18 protein-coding genes are annotated in these 17,166 nt (G+C 44.3%); 15 read left to right on the top strand and 3 right to left on the bottom strand.

Annotation, left to right across the window (positions count from 1 at the left end; genetic code table 11):
- Nucleotides 1-105 precede the first annotated feature (105 nt).
- Entirely contained in the window at nucleotides 106-1,080 is a 975-nt protein-coding gene (thiL, locus tag ACYVGZ_RS09835; protein WP_460754680.1) for a thiamine-phosphate kinase, read from the top strand.
- A 49-nt stretch (nucleotides 1,081-1,129) separates the two neighbouring features.
- Nucleotides 1,130-1,609: a phosphatidylglycerophosphatase A family protein gene (locus tag ACYVGZ_RS09830; RefSeq protein ID WP_460754678.1), complete on the top strand. Its 480-nt coding sequence runs from the start codon at nucleotides 1,130-1,132 to the stop codon at nucleotides 1,607-1,609.
- Between the two features lie 59 nt (nucleotides 1,610-1,668).
- Here ACYVGZ_RS09830 and ACYVGZ_RS09825 read toward each other — a convergent pair whose 3' ends face one another.
- From ACYVGZ_RS09825 to ACYVGZ_RS09815, 3 genes are all read right to left on the bottom strand, one after another.
- Nucleotides 1,669-2,700 carry a Fe(3+) ABC transporter substrate-binding protein gene (locus ACYVGZ_RS09825; protein ID WP_460754676.1) on the bottom strand — a complete coding sequence of 344 codons (1,032 nt, stop codon included), beginning with the start codon at nucleotides 2,698-2,700 and terminating at the stop codon, nucleotides 1,669-1,671.
- A 146-nt stretch (nucleotides 2,701-2,846) separates the two neighbouring features.
- Nucleotides 2,847-3,647, bottom strand: coding sequence for an amino acid ABC transporter permease (locus ACYVGZ_RS09820; protein ID WP_460754674.1), 801 nt, complete (start codon nucleotides 3,645-3,647; stop codon nucleotides 2,847-2,849).
- A 62-nt stretch (nucleotides 3,648-3,709) separates the two neighbouring features.
- A complete protein-coding gene (locus ACYVGZ_RS09815) occupies nucleotides 3,710-4,498 on the bottom strand; it encodes a transporter substrate-binding domain-containing protein (RefSeq protein WP_460754672.1) in 789 nt (262 codons plus the stop codon).
- Between the two features lie 162 nt (nucleotides 4,499-4,660).
- On the opposite strand from ACYVGZ_RS09815, the gene ACYVGZ_RS09810 reads away from it, so the two are divergent.
- The 13 genes from ACYVGZ_RS09810 (at nucleotide 4,661) to ACYVGZ_RS09750 (ending at nucleotide 17,164) form a co-directional block, all read left to right on the top strand.
- Nucleotides 4,661-5,461 (top strand): hypothetical protein, encoded by an 801-nt coding sequence (locus ACYVGZ_RS09810; RefSeq protein ID WP_460754669.1) that lies wholly within the window; start codon nucleotides 4,661-4,663, stop codon nucleotides 5,459-5,461.
- A gap of 36 nt (nucleotides 5,462-5,497) precedes the next feature.
- Nucleotides 5,498-5,953, top strand: coding sequence for a GNAT family N-acetyltransferase (locus ACYVGZ_RS09805; RefSeq protein WP_460754667.1), 456 nt, complete (start codon nucleotides 5,498-5,500; stop codon nucleotides 5,951-5,953).
- A 14-nt stretch (nucleotides 5,954-5,967) separates the two neighbouring features.
- Nucleotides 5,968-6,519 carry a DJ-1 family glyoxalase III gene (locus tag ACYVGZ_RS09800; protein WP_460754664.1) on the top strand — a complete coding sequence of 184 codons (552 nt, stop codon included), beginning with the start codon at nucleotides 5,968-5,970 and terminating at the stop codon, nucleotides 6,517-6,519.
- 245 nt (nucleotides 6,520-6,764) lie between these two features.
- Entirely contained in the window at nucleotides 6,765-7,895 is a 1,131-nt protein-coding gene (gene carA / locus ACYVGZ_RS09795; RefSeq protein WP_460754662.1) for a glutamine-hydrolyzing carbamoyl-phosphate synthase small subunit, read from the top strand.
- Nucleotides 7,896-7,918: 23 nt separating this feature from the next.
- The gene (gene carB, locus ACYVGZ_RS09790; protein ID WP_460754659.1) at nucleotides 7,919-11,134 is read left to right on the top strand and encodes a carbamoyl-phosphate synthase large subunit; all 3,216 of its coding nucleotides are present in this window, start codon (nucleotides 7,919-7,921) and stop codon (nucleotides 11,132-11,134) included.
- Entirely contained in the window at nucleotides 11,134-11,610 is a 477-nt protein-coding gene (gene greA, locus ACYVGZ_RS09785; RefSeq protein ID WP_460754656.1) for a transcription elongation factor GreA, read from the top strand. The genes carB and greA overlap by 1 nt, the downstream gene beginning before the upstream one ends.
- 197 nt (nucleotides 11,611-11,807) lie before the next feature.
- Nucleotides 11,808-12,779, top strand: coding sequence for a transposase (locus ACYVGZ_RS09780; RefSeq protein ID WP_460754653.1), 972 nt, complete (start codon nucleotides 11,808-11,810; stop codon nucleotides 12,777-12,779).
- A 258-nt stretch (nucleotides 12,780-13,037) separates the two neighbouring features.
- Nucleotides 13,038-13,670: a class I SAM-dependent methyltransferase gene (locus tag ACYVGZ_RS09775; protein WP_460754651.1), complete on the top strand. Its 633-nt coding sequence runs from the start codon at nucleotides 13,038-13,040 to the stop codon at nucleotides 13,668-13,670.
- Nucleotides 13,671-13,792: 122 nt separating this feature from the next.
- Complete coding sequence (locus ACYVGZ_RS09770; RefSeq protein ID WP_460754648.1) at nucleotides 13,793-14,449, top strand: nitroreductase family protein; 657 nt, start codon at nucleotides 13,793-13,795, stop codon at nucleotides 14,447-14,449.
- 116 nt (nucleotides 14,450-14,565) lie between these two features.
- Complete coding sequence (locus ACYVGZ_RS09765) at nucleotides 14,566-14,928, top strand: hypothetical protein (protein ID WP_460754645.1); 363 nt, start codon at nucleotides 14,566-14,568, stop codon at nucleotides 14,926-14,928.
- A 47-nt stretch (nucleotides 14,929-14,975) separates the two neighbouring features.
- Nucleotides 14,976-15,317 carry a zinc ribbon domain-containing protein YjdM gene (locus ACYVGZ_RS09760; RefSeq protein WP_460754643.1) on the top strand — a complete coding sequence of 114 codons (342 nt, stop codon included), beginning with the start codon at nucleotides 14,976-14,978 and terminating at the stop codon, nucleotides 15,315-15,317.
- 87 nt (nucleotides 15,318-15,404) lie between these two features.
- On the top strand, nucleotides 15,405-16,601 hold the full coding sequence (locus ACYVGZ_RS09755; protein WP_460754640.1) for a DUF3500 domain-containing protein: 1,197 nt from the start codon (nucleotides 15,405-15,407) through the stop codon (nucleotides 16,599-16,601).
- Nucleotides 16,602-16,639: 38 nt separating this feature from the next.
- Nucleotides 16,640-17,164 (top strand): hypothetical protein, encoded by a 525-nt coding sequence (locus tag ACYVGZ_RS09750; protein WP_460754637.1) that lies wholly within the window; start codon nucleotides 16,640-16,642, stop codon nucleotides 17,162-17,164.
- The last annotated feature ends 2 nt before the right edge of the window (nucleotides 17,165-17,166 follow it).

Below are 17,166 nucleotides of genomic sequence, written 5' to 3'. Positions count from 1 at the left end.
CGATCAAGCAATAGCGATATAAAGGCCCTGCTTCATTTGAAGTGGGGCTTTTTATTAGAGCGGATATGATTGAGATCATATTACTAAGTCGTTAAAGTTGATTCCGTGTGCAAAGCTAGCGAGAGTAAATTGAAAGAATTTGAGCTGATACAGCATATTTTTAAAGCCTCGCAAATGGCGAACATTGAGGGGCGGAGTGATCTACGAATAGGTATAGGGGACGATTGTGCACAAGTAATAGTGCCGCAACAGCGCAGTCTTGTGTTTTCTATTGATACGTTAGTAGAAGGCCGACATTTCCCTTACGATGCAGACCCCTTAGATATAGGTTATCGAGCGTTGGCAACGTGCGTGAGTGACTTGGCGGCCATGGGCGCACAACCGGCGTTCTTTACGCTTGCGTTGACCTTACCTGAGTCGGATCCACAATGGTTGGCTGCATTTGCGAAAGGTATGGCGGAGCTCGCTGAGCCAATAGGTTTGGTGTTAGTTGGTGGTGACACCACTAAGGGACCTCTGACCATTAGTCTACAAGTGCACGGTTATGTAGAAGCTGCACAGGCTGTGTTAAGGTCTGGAGCGAAACTTGGAGACGACATTTATGTCACTGGCACATTGGGTGACGCGGCAGCGGCCTTGCCAATAGTGACAGGGGAGTTGCAAGTATCGAGCGAACGCTTTGACTATTTTTACGAGCGTTACTGGCGTCCAAGCCCTAGGCTGATCGCGGGCATGGCGTTAAAACGCGTAGCGTCTGCCATGTTAGATGTATCGGATGGTATAGCGCAGGACATTCAACATATTCTAACGGCTTCTGGTGTCGGCGCGACTCTCAATGCTCAGTCTATTCCTATTTCAACTCAGCTTAAAAGTTGGCATGCTGATAGTGCAATAGGCATTGCTTTAACAGGTGGAGATGACTACGAACTGTGCTTTACTGCGGCACCAGAGCAAGCCTCAGAAGTGCAATTGATTATGCAAACCTTACATTTGCCTTGTACTCGAATTGGACAGATTTGTGAACAAGGGCTTACTATTCAAGGGTTCGATGGCGATCTGATCGGTTGGCAGCACTTTTAACGCTCAGCGTAAGCTGGCTTTTAACATTGATAATATAACGGGAAATATTATGGCAAATTCTGCCCCGGCGTCAGTATGGCGCAACCCTATTCATTTTTTAGCCTTTGGGCTTGGGTCAGGTGCTGCACCGAAAGCGCCAGGAACGTTTGGTACCTTAGCCGCAGTTCCTCTCTATTTATTAATGACGGGTCTTTCGGATACTCATTACTTCATTATGTTGTGTGTCACAGGGCTAGTAGGCATTTATCTGTGTGGCAAAACCTCACAAGACCTTGGGGTGCATGATCATTCAGGTATCGTTTGGGATGAATTTGTTGGCTATTGGATTACCATGTGGATGGCTCCAGTAGGCTGGTTTTATATTATTCTCGGCTTTGTTCTTTTTCGACTTTTCGACATTTTAAAGCCTTGGCCTATTTCTTGGGCAGATAAACAAGTGCATGGCGGATTGGGGATTATGCTGGACGACATCATAGCTGGAATCATGTCTTTTATCGTGTTGCAAGGCTTAGCTCATTTCGTATTTTAAGCGCATAAAAAAATGCCGCTATGAGAATTCATAGCGGCATTAACGTGTGCAGCGGAAAATTATTTCCAGCCACCTTTATCCATCAGTTCTACTGCTAAGCGGTTATTGTCACCTAACACGCTCAAAGATAGGGTGTCAGAGCGAAATTCGCCAAATGGTTGTAGGCTCTTAGGTGGCGCGACACCTTCAACGACAGGGTATTCATTATTAACATCTGCGTACCACTGTTGGCTCTCATGATTCGTTAGAAACTCCACTAATAAACGAGCATTGTCTTTGTTACTTGCTGATGCTGTCATGCCTATGCCACTCACATTAACGTGGGCACCACGGTCACCTTCTGCTTGGTTTGGCCAGAAAAGAGCAACCTTGTTATAGACTTCGCGATCAGCTGGGTTGCTGCTTTGGCCTAGGCGTCCAAAGTAGTAGGTGTTTGCCAAAGTAATGTTACAAACCCCAGCAGCCACTGCTTTTAATAGATCGGTATCCCCTCCAAAAGGAGGTCGAGCTAGGTTGTTAATGAAGCCGTTGATCCATTCTTGTGTTTTAGCTTCACCGTTTGCATCAATCATTGAAGCAACTAAAGACTGATTGTAAATATTAGAAGAAGAGCGGGTGCAGATTTGTCCTTTCCATTTTGGATCAGCTAAATCTTCGTAGGTTGAAAGGTCTGCTTTATCCACTTTTTCGGGGTTATAAAAAATCACCCTAGCTCTTTGCGAAAGCCCGTACCAGTAATGCTCTCGATCATGCAGGTGGCTTGGTACGACTTCATCTAGTGTGTCTGTTTCAAACGGTTGTAATACCCCTGCGTCTTTTGCACGGTAGAGACGACCAGCATCAACGGTAATGAAAACATCGGCTGGACTGGCATCGCCTTCTACTTTAAGGCGGCTTAGCAAGGTGTCGGCATTGCCTGTTACTAAGTTAACGTTAACGTCGTACTGTTTAGAGTAGGCATCTAAAGCAGGCGCGATTAAGGCTTCTTTGCGAGCGGAATAAACATTTAGTTCGCCGGCCGCTTGAGCTGCGCTCGTCAAAAAAGGTAAGGCAATAGATGTCGCAACAACAGATAAGGAGCTTAGTTTCATTGAACAATCCTATGAATAAGAAAACAACAGGTCAGAGTATAAGTGATATTGATTTTTATTAACAACATGAAAGGTGAGAACTTTACACTCTACTAAGGGGGATATTGAGTATCTTGTGTCAAGATTACGAGCTTTTTGAGCTAACACTAGTGGTGATCGTTGCGTCTTAAATGGGCTTCAAAGGCGCGGATAATCAAGGAGAGACCTAAAGTAAGAACAAGGTACATAAAGGCAACAACATTATAAGTTTCAAAGAACTGAAATGATGACGCGCTGAAGACTTTGCCAAGTTGAGTGATGTCTTGCACCCCCAACACTGACACCAAGGCAGAATCTTTGATCATGGCGACGAAATCATTACCTAGGGGCGGTAAGATCTTACGCATGGCTTGAGGAAGGATGATGAGTCGAAAGCGTTGCCAGCTTGATAAACCAAGCGCTTGAGCTGCCTCTATTTGTCCTTTGCTGACCTCTTGAATGCCAGCTCGAAATACTTCTGCAATGAAGGCGCTATAGCTAATGGAAAGGGCGAAAACGGCGCGCCATAGTAAGGTGAAGTCTCGAGTTCTGGCGCTTTCAACCCAGCCTGCTTCGATAGGCCACTGTAATAGCCAGTTGTACAGAGTGACCATTTCCGGTGCGGCAACAAAGGCAATGTAGAAAAGCAATACAAGGACAGGGATACCGCGGAATATTTCTACGTAAAAACGTGCGACCTCGCGTACCAAACGAAACCTTGAGAACCCAGCAAGGGCGATGATCAAGCCTAAGATGCTCGCCAGAAAGAAAGCAGAAATCGTTACACCTAGAGTGGTGAGTAAGCCCTTACTTAATGTGGTGGCAATACGATGGTAATCTTCATTGGCTACCATGTTCCATGTTAAAAGGAGTCCGATAATAATGGTGGCGACTAGCCACCAAGGGGTACGGTCAAGTGTCTTTTTCAATGTTTGTTCGGCTGTCTAAGTTAGCGAAGGGCATGAAGCATGCCCTGTGTGAGAGCATATGATTATTGATTGTAGTCAAAGAACCATTTTTTATTGAGCGTATCCATTGTTCCGTCTTTTTGCATGCTGCGAATGGCTGCATTTACCGGCTCTACTAGGTCGGAATTGGGAGTGAATATAAAGCCAAAGTCTTCTGTTCCTAGAGGGCCGCCAATGACTTTGAATGCACCTGGATTAGCGCCAATGTAACCACGGGCAGATGTGGCATCCATTAGAACGCTATCCACATCGCCTGATTTTAGCGCTTGAACGGAAGCGCCAAACGTTTCCAAAAGAGTAATGCGAGGGTTATCTTCATTGCCATCTAACACGTCATAGACAGCTACATAGAAGTTCGTCGTACCTGGTTGCGCCCCAAAGTATAGGTCCTCGTTGGCGGCAAATGACTCTGCATCAGTGAAGCGATCTTCATCAGCCCGTACCAGCATAAATTGTTGTGATGTTAGGTAGGGAATGGAAAAATCGATTTCTTGGGCTCTTTCTTCGGTGATGGTGATGCCATCCATACCGACATCGTATTGGCCTTGTTTAACGGCTTGGATCATGGTGTCCCAGCTACTTAATTGCCAATCAACTTTTGCATTTAGGCGTTTGGCGATTTCGTTCATGGCGTCGTATTCCCAACCGATGCCTTGGCCTGTATTCGGGTCAACAAAGTTTAGCGGTGTGTAAGCGTTCTCGGTCACCGCGACAATGGTGCGTCCTTCTAAGTTAGGTAGCTCTTGAGCAAAACTGAATGGGCTCAAAATAAGCAGAGACAAAACTGCTAAGCGCGGAAATATAGAAGGCATGTTATGTCCTCGTAGGATTAGATGTATGAGATGCAAAAAGAATCGTGCATTATACATACAGATGCTGATATCGGCCATTTGATTTTTCTCTATGGTGTAGTAACTAACCCTTGAAAAGCGTATATTCGGTGTTTTTCTTATGCTGAAAGAAGCCTTCTTAATATGACTCGACAATTAACTGCGCAGCAAGCATTTCAGACTCAGTGCTTATCTCAAATGGGAGTGAGTAGCTGGTTGTCTTCAGAGCATGAAGTAGAAGGGGTGGCATATTTTTCATCTCAACCTTGGCCTATGTTGGACGCCTTCGAAATTCAGCCTCCCAAACAAGTGTTAGACGCTTTTGCTCCAGTTACGGCCACTACTCAAAAGCTAGCCCCAGAAGAAAAAGACCAAACGGTTGCCAATTTACGAGAACAGCTTAATACTGGCCCAGAAATCATTGTTGAAGATTTGCAGCCAATAGAAGAGTTGGCGGTGGATATTGAAGTGGAAGCCCCTGCGGTAGACACTGGACAGCGCCGTGCTGCTTTGGATATTCGTTGTTATAACTTGTCAAATAAGTTGTTGTTAATAACGGATTTGCCGCAAGCGTTTTCTGATTTAGACGGTGTCGATAAACTAGCGGTAAACATGGCCCAAGCCTTGCTAAAAAGCTCGATAGACGAGTGGCAGACACGCCAGTTAAATTGGCCTGGAAAGCTTGTTAATCCTCATTTTTTGTATCGTCAAGATTGGCTGTTAGGTGCATTAGAAGGCCAGATTGAAGCCATGCTGACCGATTTTCAAGACCCCCTCAATATTATTATTGCGGGTGAAAATATTGCCAGTTTCTTAAGGGAACATTCGGTTAAGCGAGTCAATTCGGCTAATGTTGCTTATATAGCCAGTTTACCCGAACTGTACCGGATTCCTGAATTACGCAAAGAAGCTTGGCAAGAGATGCAGCAACAACTGTTTTCATAAAAATATTTTATCGCTCATTAAAGGGTATTTTCTTAGATGGACATGCACGTAAGACCGGCTATTTTAGCTGACTTGGATTCCTTGGTGCGCTTAGATCAAGATTCAAATCCATACCCATGGGGGGCGGGCTTAGTGAACGAGGCTCTGCAAAGCCGCTCGAATTGGGTGATAGAAGATACTTCTCGTCAGATTTTAGCATGGTTGTGCTCCTCCCCAGTTATTTGTGAGCAATCTGAACTTGAGTTGGTTTTGGTTGCCACTCAGGCTCGTCGCCAAGGATTAGCGCGGTGTGTGATTAATGTGTGGCTGTCGAGTCTTTCCCAGCAAGGTGCCAAAGAGTGTTTATTAGAGGTTCGTGAATCAAATATTGGGGCGATTGAACTCTATAGAAAGCTTGGCTTTAACCAAGTGGGGGTGCGTAAAGGGTACTATCCTAGTGACAATGGTCGAGAGGCCGCACATCTTTATACCTTGGTACTTCAAGCTCACTAATAAAGGAGAAACCTATGACAAAAGTATTAGTTCCTATAGCAAACGGTAATGAAGAAATCGAAGCGCTTACTATAATCGATGTGTTGCGCCGTGGGGGTGTGGAAGTGAGTGTCGCCAGTATTCATGAGTCTAAACAGGTGGAATTGGCTCATGGTTGCATATTGCAAGCCGATTGCTTGCTGCCTGAGGTACAAGATGAAATGTTTGATTCGATTGTGGTGTCAGGCGGTATGCCAGGCGCAGAACATCTAAGGGATTCTGCATTACTGGTAGACATGCTGGAGAAACACGACATCCAAGATGCCTTGCTAGGGGCTATTTGCGCGGCTCCGGCACTTGTTTTTGGTACTCATGGATTCGTGATGGATAAACAGGCAACCTGCTACCCAGGTTTTGAAAGTGGGTTAAAAGGAGCGGATTATGTTGCCGACCAACCTGTAGTGATGGACGGTAATATCATTACAGGGCAGGGACCGGCTGTAGCAATGGCATTTTCTTTGACTGTGCTAGCTAACCTTAAGGGCTATGAAGTAGCTCAAGAGGTTGCAGATGGTCTACTTTGTTAAAATTTAATACTGACTTTTTAGTCAGCTAAAAAGCAGGGAAAAGCCTGTAAAATTGTGGATTTACTGGTGATTGTAGGTGGACGTTTAGCGATCAAAAGAGTAAAATTGTACAGATTTTTAAGCGCAAGTTTCACTGCTGTTAATTCAGTGAAACTGTGCTGAGAACGCTATTTTAAAAAAGCGAGATGGGCCAATGGTTTGTCTCGCTTTTTTGCAACCTGACTGGCTTTATATGGGAGGCTCCTTTGGCGACAACAGCAATTCTAGCTCTTGAAGATGGCACAGTATTTAAAGGCGTGTCAATCGGAGCGGATGGCTCCTCAACAGCAGAAGTAGTATTCAATACTTCGATGACTGGCTATCAAGAAATTCTTACTGACCCTTCCTACGCACGACAAATGGTTACTTTAACCTACCCTCACATTGGTAATACGGGTGTTAACTCTGAAGACGAAGAGTCTAGCAAGGTATGGTGTGAAGGTTTAATTATTCGCGATTTGCCTTTGTTAGCAAGTAGCTGGCGCTCAGAAGAAACATTAGATGCATACTTAAAACGCCGTGGCGTGGTAGGTATTGCCGATATCGATACTCGTAAGCTTACTCGTATCTTACGCGAAAAAGGCGCTCAAGCTGGCTGTATTATGGCTGGTGACGACATTGATGAGGCAGCGGCAGTTGCGGCAGCGAAAGCTTTTCCTGGGTTAAAAGGCATGGACTTGGCGAAAGAAGTGACCGTTGCTGACAGTTACCAATGGACTGAGTCTACATGGGATCTTGTGAACGGCCATACAACGCCTGATAGCAGCGAATTCCATGTTGTTGCTTATGACTTTGGTGTGAAACGTAATATTCTTCGCATGTTGGTTGAGCGTGGATGCCGCCTAACAGTTGTGCCTGCTAAAACGCCGGCAAAAGAAGTGCTAGCCTTAAATCCAGATGGTGTTTTCCTTTCTAATGGCCCTGGTGATCCAGAGCCATGTGATTACGCCATTCAAGCCATTAAGGACATTCTTGCAACAGATACCCCAGTATTTGGTATTTGTTTAGGTCACCAATTATTGGCCTTGGCATCGGGCGCAAAAACTAAAAAAATGAAGTTCGGCCATCATGGTGCAAACCACCCTGTACAAGATATTAAACAGGGAACTGTGATGATAACGAGCCAGAACCACGGTTTTGCGGTTGATGAAGAGTCTTTGCCTGCTAACCTTGAAATGACTCATAAGTCTTTATTTGACGGCTCTTTGCAGGGTATTTCACGCACTGATAAGAGCGCTTTCAGTTTTCAAGGTCACCCAGAAGCAAGCCCGGGCCCACATGATGTCGCCCCCTTGTTTGATCAGTTTATTGAAAATATCAAAGCGGCCAAAGCCTAAATACAGGAGCGAATGAAACTATTATGCCAAAGCGTACTGACATAAAGAGCGTTTTAATTTTAGGTGCTGGCCCAATTGTTATTGGTCAGGCCTGTGAATTTGACTATTCTGGCGCCCAAGCCTGTAAAGCACTTCGCGAAGAAGGGTTCCGCGTTATTCTAGTTAACTCGAACCCTGCGACTATCATGACAGACCCTGTCATGGCAGATGCCACTTATATTGAGCCAATAGAGTGGAAAACAGTCGAAAAAATTATTGAAAAAGAACGTCCAGATGCGGTTTTACCGACTATGGGTGGTCAAACAGCATTGAACTGTGCGCTTGACCTTGAGCGTCACGGAGTGTTGGAAAAGTACAATGTTGAAATGATCGGTGCAACAGCTGACGCTATTGATAAAGCGGAAGATCGTCATCGTTTTGACGAAGCAATGAAATCCATTGGTCTTGAGTGTCCTCGTGCAGGCATCGCTCATAACATGGACGAAGCTTTACAAGTACAGAGTGAAGTGGGCTTTCCGTGTATTATTCGTCCATCTTTTACCATGGGTGGAACCGGTGGTGGTATCGCTTACAACATGGAAGAGTTTGAAGAAATTTGTACTCGAGGCCTTGATTTATCGCCTACCAATGAGTTGCTCATAGATGAATCTCTGATTGGCTGGAAAGAGTATGAAATGGAAGTGGTACGTGACAAAAATGATAACTGTATCATTGTTTGTGCCATTGAAAACTTCGATGCCATGGGCGTACACACAGGTGACTCCATTACCGTTGCGCCAGCGCAAACTCTAACGGATAAAGAATACCAAATCATGCGTAATGCCTCTTTGGCGGTACTGCGTGAAATTGGTGTGGAAACGGGTGGTTCTAACGTACAGTTCGGCATGGACCCGAAAACGGGCCGTCTAGTCGTTATTGAAATGAACCCGCGTGTTTCACGTTCTTCTGCTTTGGCTTCTAAAGCGACGGGCTTCCCTATTGCTAAGATTGCCGCGAAGCTGGCGATTGGCTATACCCTTGATGAGTTGCAAAACGACATCACAGGTGGTCAAACTCCTGCTAGTTTTGAGCCTGCTATCGATTATGTTGTTACCAAGATTCCTCGCTTCACTTTTGAAAAATTCCCAACAGCGAATGACCGTTTAACAACTCAAATGAAGTCTGTTGGTGAAGTAATGGCTATTGGCCGTAGCTTCCAAGAGTCGATGCAGAAAGCATTGCGCGGCTTAGAAGTTGGCTCAGATGGCTTCAACCCGCAGTTAGATTTGTCTGAAGAGAACAGCAAAGAAAAATTGGCTTACGAATTACAATCCCCGGGTGCTGATCGTATTTGGTATATCGGTGATGCATTCCGTGCGGGCATGAGCGTTGAAGAGCTTTACGCAGTAACGGGCGTTGATCCATGGTTCTTGGTGCAAATCGAAGACATCATTAAAGAAGAACAAGCCCTAGCGAACAAAGGTTTAGTCGATCTAGATCATGATGTATTGCGCCGACTAAAGAGAAAAGGTTTCTCAGATGCGCGCCTAGCAAGCTTGCTTGATGTAACTGAAAAGTCATTGCGTGAGCGTCGTTACTTAGTTGATGTACACCCTGTCTACAAGCGTGTTGATACGTGTGCGGCTGAGTTCGCAACTAATACAGCCTACATGTATTCCACTTATGAAGATGAGTGTGAAGCGGCTCCTAGTGACAAAGAGAAAGTCATTATTCTAGGAGGCGGACCTAACCGTATCGGACAAGGTATCGAATTTGATTACTGTTGTGTTCATGCGGCATTAGGTCTTCGTGAAGACGGTTTTGAAACCATCATGGTGAACTGTAACCCTGAAACAGTTTCTACCGACTACGACACTTCGGATCGCTTATACTTTGAACCGGTTACTCTTGAAGACGTATTAGAGATTGTTCGCACTGAAAAGCCTAAAGGCGTGATCGTTCAATTTGGTGGACAGACACCACTGAAGATTGCCCGTGCTCTACAAAATGAAGGTGTACCTATTATAGGTACAACACCAGAAGCGATTGACCGCGCAGAAGACCGTGAACGTTTCCAAAGCATGATTCAACGCCTTGGCTACAAGCAGCCTCGCAATGCTACGGTACGTAGTGCTGAGCAAGCGGCGGTGAAAGCGTCTGAGATTGGTTATCCGCTAGTAGTGCGTCCGTCGTATGTATTGGGTGGTCGAGCAATGGAAATCGTCTATAACGAGAAAGAGCTTAATCGTTATATGACATCTGCTGTTAAGGTGTCTAATGATAGCCCTGTACTTCTTGACCATTTCTTAAATGCGGCCATTGAGGTTGATATCGACTGTGTATCAGACGGTCAACAGGTTGTGATCGGTGGTATTATGCAACACATCGAACAAGCGGGGGTTCACTCTGGTGACTCTGCATGTTCATTGCCTCCTTACTCTTTGCCTGCGAACATTCAAGATGACATTCGCAGCATGATTAAGAGAATGGCTCTTGAGCTTGGTGTAGTTGGTCTTATGAATACACAGCTTGCTGTTCAGGATGGTGAAATCTTCGTTATCGAAGTAAACCCACGTGCCTCTCGTACTGTGCCTTTTGTGTCTAAATGTATTGGTCGTTCCCTAGCGCAAGTCGCCGCGCTTGTTATGTCTGGTAAGACTCTAGCTGAACTTGGCTTTACTGAGGAAATCGTACCTTCTTATTACAGCGTAAAAGAAGCGGTTTTCCCATTCAACAAGTTCCAAGGCGTTGATCCTATTCTTGGCCCTGAAATGAAGTCAACGGGTGAAGTAATGGGGGTTGGTGACACCTTTGCTGAAGCCTTTGGCAAAGCAGTTCTTGGTGGCGGTACTGAGCTACCAACTTCTGGCCGAGCGTTCATCAGTGTGCGTGATATGGATAAACTGGGAGCTGTTGAAGTAGCTCGCCGTTTAGCTGGTTTAGGTTTCGACCTAGTGGGGACGGAAGGAACGGCTAAGTTCTTAACGGAGCAAGGTGTTGATGTTCGCAAGGTAAACAAGGTCAATGAAGGCCGTCCACATATTGTTGATATGTTGAAAAACGGTGAAATTGACTACATTGTGAATACCACATCTGGTACTCAAGCCATTGCTGACTCTTCTGTGATTCGTCGTACAGCATTACAGCGTAAGGTTTGTTACACTACAACATTGGCCGGTGCTGAAGCGACAAGTTTGGCGATCAGTCTGAACGGCGAAACTAAAGTCAGAAGATTACAAGAATTGCACTTGAGGAAATAATGAATAAGGTTCCAATGACAGTTGAAGGTGAAGGCGCTCTTAGAAAAGAGCTGAATCACCTAAAAAGCGTTGTTCGTCCTCGCGTGATTGCGGATATCGCAGAAGCACGTGAGCACGGCGACCTAAAAGAAAACGCTGAATACCACGCGGCTCGCGAAGAGCAGGGGTTCACTGAAGGCCGTATTAAGGAAATTGAAGGTAAACTGGCAGACGCGCAAGTTATTGATGTTGCTGCTATGCCTGCTTCTTCAAAAGTGATTTTCGGAACGACAGTAACCTTGTATAACATAGATACTGAAGAAACAGTGACTTACAAGATAGTGGGTGACGATGAGTCTGATGTGAAAGCGAAGAAAATTTCTTATGCTTCACCAATCGCTAAAGCGATTATCGGTAAAATGGAAGGCGACGAGATCGTTGTAAAAATTCCAAGCGGTGAAGCAACATACGAAATTGAACAAGTAGAATACATCTAACCTCCTTGTTGCATTCCACTGATCAACCACCTAGCGAGCACTCGCTAGGTGGTTTTTTTATTCTCCACCCTCTTACCCTTACCAAGACAGGCATGCTTATTTAGTCGTGCTTACCAAGACAGGCATATTTATTTAGAGCGACGTCCTAAATTTGTTCTACACTTTAGTTCTATGTTCTCAAGGAAGAGGAACGAGCTATGGCGATCGCAAGAAGTCAGCTGGTGAGTGTGCAAGACACGCCTTTTTACCACTGTGTTTCCCGTTGTGTGAGACGGGCATTTCTATGTGGAGAAGACCCATTAACTGGGGTAAGTTATGAACACAGACGAGCTTGGGTTGAGAAGCGTATATTGTACCTAGCCAGTGTGTTTTCCATTGATATCTGTGCTTATGCCGTAATGAGTAATCACTTGCATTTGGTACTGCACATCAACCTTCAAAAGGTGAACGCTTGGTCCACCATGGAAGTGCTAAGAAGGTGGCATAAACTTCATAAAGGAACGACGTTTACCCAGCAATTTGTGAAAGGGGAAGCGCTGCCTGAACATACTCTAGCTTTAGTAGAAGAAACCGCAAACACCTATCGAAATCGTCTTTGTGACCTAAGTTGGTTTATGAAAGAATTGAACGAGCCTATCGCAAGAAAAGCCAATGAAGAGGATGATTGTACGGGGCATTTTTGGGAAGGAAGGTTCAAATCTCAAGCCTTGTTAGACGAGGCTGCACTTATCGCTTGTATGGCGTATGTAGACCTAAATCCTATAAGAACAGGCGTATCTAACACTCCTGAAAAATCAGACTTTACCAGTATTAAGCAGCGTATTAATGCACTCAAACAAAAACGACAACCGAAAGCACTATTTTCTTTCGTAGGGAATCCAAGAGACTTAATGCCAGCAGGCCTTCCTTTTGTGTTAACGGATTACGTGGAATTGGTTGATATAACAGGGCGTATTCTAAAATCAGGTAAAAAAGGCGCAATAAATGCTTCATTAGCTCCCATTTTACAAAGGCTCAACATATCTTCAGAGAACTGGCTGTGTATATCGACAGAGTTTGAAGAAAGAACAAGTGGGATCGTCGGGCAAGAGAGTTCCATTCAGTATTATTGTGAATGCCATTCTAGAAGAAGAAAACCAGACAAAAAAACTTTCCATAAGCTAGCTTAGCATTTGAAAGCGGCTACATTCCCCTCATAGTATTAATTAGCCACTGGCTAAGGATCCCCCTTGCCTAGCCTTCTTGTTTAGGCCTTTAGAACGATTAAAATAGTTGGTAAGAAGCACAGAATTCCTTTTAATAGAGAACTTAAAGTTCAGAAATAAGAAAATTGATCAAAGCAGGTGATCTTTTAAAGTTAATTATATGCCTGTCTTAGTTTAATCGTGCCTGTCTTGCTTAGGGCTGGTAGTGTGTAGAGTATGTTAATGGAACAGGAATGTATGATGACGCCAAAAGAGGTTGGAGAAGCCTACGATACAATTACTCATTTATGGGATGAGGGTAGGTTTGATTGCTCAAATGGAATAGAAGCACTTAAAAAGGCTCTCTTTTTCTTAGAAGCTCGCAAAAGCGGAGGCAAGCTTGCCCTAGATGTAGGTTGTGGACGGACAGGGCGTTTTATAGGTTATTTGTCTGCTATTAGGTGGCAAGTCGATGGGGTAGATGTATCCGCTAAGATGCTTAGTTTGGCTAGGCAGAGGCATCCTAAAGTTCAATTTTATAATGAAGATATCTGTCAATGGGAGCTGCCTAAGCAATATGACTTTATCATCGCTTGGGATAGCATTTGGCATGTGCCATTAGCTGAGCAAGAAAGAGTTATGAAAAAGCTTATTGATGGGCTTGCTCCTCATGGAGTGCTGCTGTTCTCTTTTGGTGGTGTGTTTGAACGAGGCGAGCATGTGGATAGCAATATGGGGCCGCAAGTATATTACTCAAGTCTTGGGGTAAATGGCTTTTTAGACATTCTCACTCGATTAAACTGTCTTTGCCGACATTTGGAGTTTGATCAGTATCCATCGGAGCATGCCTATCTGATTGTAGAAAAGCTAGGGTAATTACGATTTATTATATATTTTTTATTGAAAGAGTTTGTGATTAAAAATGGATTATCTATCTAATATAACTCTATATACTCTCTCGTATTGAATTTTGGTGATTAAATTAACGGGAGAAGAGCATGTCTCATCAAATTATTACTGATTTAAACAGTCGCTACACGGCAAAAAAATACGATGCAGATAAGCGCATCTCTAACGAAGATATTGCTGTTATTAAAGAAGCAATTCGCTTGTCTGCTTCCTCAATTAACTCTCAACCATGGAAGTTTATTTTGGTTGAAAGCGAGGAGGGTAAGCAGCGCTTACATGATACATTCGAAAACAAACATCAATTTAATCAACTGCATGCGAAACAAGCATCCCATACCATCTTGTTAGCATACGATCCAAAGTTTACAAAAGATAAGTTCCGTAAGCGTGTTGATGCTGAAGTGAGTTCAGGTCACTTACCTGCAGAAATGTACGATACCTTTATGGGGGCTTATGCGTTTGCTGAAATGAATACGGATGAGAGTGGAGATAATGGCAGCTGGACAAAGGCGCAAGTGTATTTAGCCTTGGGTAACTTGCTGCATACTTTGGCTCGTTTAGGGATTGCTTCTACGCCTATGGAGGGAGTGGATCCTGAGCTAATTGGTGAGCTGTTTGAGAAAGAGTTAGACGGCCATGTTTGTGAAGTAGCTGTTGCTATGGGGTACCACAAAGATGGTGAAGACTGGAATCGCGGCCTACCTAAAGCGCGATTAGCCATAGATGATGTGATCACGACTGTTTAAGAAGTCCGGATACTCTGAGCCGTTAGTTTTCAAACAAAGCTAACGGCTTTTTTATGGCATGATTCTTCTCATTTGACCATAATAAAAGCTGAGTTGGTACTGTGGGTGGGGAAGTCATGAAGTGGTTGCGACAGAGAGTCTATGTAGGCCTTACTTTATCCTGCTCTGTAGTTTATGCGACTCAAGACATCAACACGGGCCCTTCGCAGCTATCTCATGAGCGAACTGTTTTATTAAGCTGTACGGCTTTGGCGAACTTGCTAGAACAGCGCCAAGATTATTCTATTTTGTACGATTTAGCCTTGGAGAGAGAAAGCAATAAAGCGGCGTTGAACTCAGAGCTCTTGGCTCAGCAAGCCTTTTGGAAAAACGAAGTGGCAGGGCTAACCGAGTCTCAAAGGCGAACCGTTTATAGTGTCAATTATTCTCGATCGTGTTTGTCAATTCTGTATTCGCAGAATGTTGTTTTGCCGAACTAATCGTTAATATAATAATGCTTTGAGTCTATCCAATTCAGAGGTTATGAATGTCCACCCTTCCTCCTTGTCCTAAATGTCAGTCTGAATACGTTTATCAAGACCAATTAAGTTTAGTTTGCCCAGAATGTGCTTTTGAATGGAGCCCAGACGACAAAGAAGAAGCTCAAGATCTGTTCCAAATAAAAGATGCCAATGGCACAGAGTTGCAAGAAGGCGATAAGATAACATTAGCGAAAGACTTAAAGGTTAAAGGTAGCTCTTTAGTTCTGAAAATTGGCACTAAAGGGCTAATTAAGCGAATCCACGATAAAAAAGATCACCAGCTTGATTGTAAGTTAGATGGGGCTGGAGACATGATGGTGACTGCAAAGTTTGTGAAAAAAGCATAATTTTCCTTTCTTATTTGTTTTATGCAATATCATAGTATTATTTATCGGGTAATATTGTGGCAGTAATTCAAAGAACAGGAAGATGATATGGCATTTACAGGGCAAACGAATTTTAAGCAGGCTTTATTAGGGGCGTTGTTAATCGCTGCTACCACAGAAAGTGTTGCGCAGGAAGATCACCCTCCCCATGGTCCAGGACCAGGTGGCCGGCCTTCTCCTGAAGACTCTGCCGAAAATGCTGCCATTCAAGCACGAATGGGGGACGTTAGTAGTCAAATGGGTTTTCTTGAGATTCCAACAGCAGTGGCCGCTTGCAGTAGTGACACAGGTCTAACCCGTTTGGTGTGTTTAACTGAAGTGCTTAAAGCAAGTCTATCTGATGAACTGCTAGAATTGCTCCAGCTCGATTATTCTGTTTCTGAAGCTCAGAATTGGAGCAATTTACCAGCTGGGGCATTTCCAGCGAGACCGGGTGCTTTTCTTGGCGAATTTAGCGCTGAGCAACGGGGTATTGTCAAAGCGATTCTCATGGAAGCGACAGGCGCTGATGACAATGAAGGCTTTGACGAAATAGTACAAACCCTAAATGCTGATGATTATATTGGCACGGTAAGTACAGATTACAAAGCAGGCTATTCTTCCTACAACGGTAAAATTGCGTTCTTGGGTGAGCCCTCTGAGCAGGGAACGTGGCAATTGTATTATGGCGGCCATCACTTTGCTTTTTCCAATACCTACTCCAATGGCAAGTTAGTTGGGGCAACACCTTCATTCCGGGGTATTGAGCCTTTCCCTTCCTTTGAAATGAATGGTCGAACGAACATTCCAATGCTACAAGAAAGAGATGCATTTGCAGCATTACTGAACTCTCTAAACGATACGCAACTGGCAGAGGCACGATTAGAAGGAACGTACCGAGACATCCTAGCAGGTCCTCAGGCAGATGATGCAATTCCTGAAGAGCAAGAAGGGATCAGTGTTTCCGAACTCAGTGATGAACAGCAAGATTTGCTGATGGCGGCAGTAAAAACCTACGTTGCAGATATCTCTGAAGTTGAAGCTAAGCACTACATGGAAAAATACACCGCTGAGCTAGATAGCACTGTCTTGGGGTTCTCTGGCACCGTCGATGTAAATAGCGAAGACGACTATGTTCGGATTCATGGTCCTTCCCTCTGGCTTGAGTTTTCTTTGCAGTCGAATAAATCCACCCCGACGGAAGGGAATCACCCTCATTCAGTGTGGCGTGATATAAACGATGATTACGGCGGCCAAGAGGAATGATGGGAGTGTTGTTAAAGCGAGCCATTAGGCTCGCATTAATGTCTCTGGCTTTTAGTGCTCATATTGCTTTTGCTCACTCTTTGCCTGGTAGTGTGCTGACTTTTTCTCAACAAGGGACATCACTAAAGCTTACAGTGAAGTTTCCTTTGGAAGACCTAGCTATCGCGGAAGAGTACTTTCACTCATTAGAAAAAAATCCCTCAACAGGACCCCTGTCAAAGCAAGACCAAGAGTACTTGTTTACCTATTTTCAGCAGCACCTAGAAATCCAAAAAGACTCTAAAACGCTGCCTTATAGCCTAATAGATGCAGAACTAAAAAGTGCTTACCACCACGACCTAGGAAATTATGTGTTGGTGGTTTCGCATCTTACATTTTCCCTAGACTCCGCGAACGCAGCGCTGCCTCTTGTTCTGGATTATGAGGCCATTATGCATGAAGTTCGTAGTCATCGAGCGAATGTTTATTGGCAAAGGGTAGATGGAGCGCTAGAAAAACTATCAAGCTTTCGATTTAAAAGAGTAGAAGGCAAAGTAGTTACTTACCCTCTACATCATTCTTAGTC

The organism is Marinomonas epiphytica, assembly GCF_054780655.1.
This window is presented reverse-complemented; position numbering and strand designations above follow the sequence as displayed.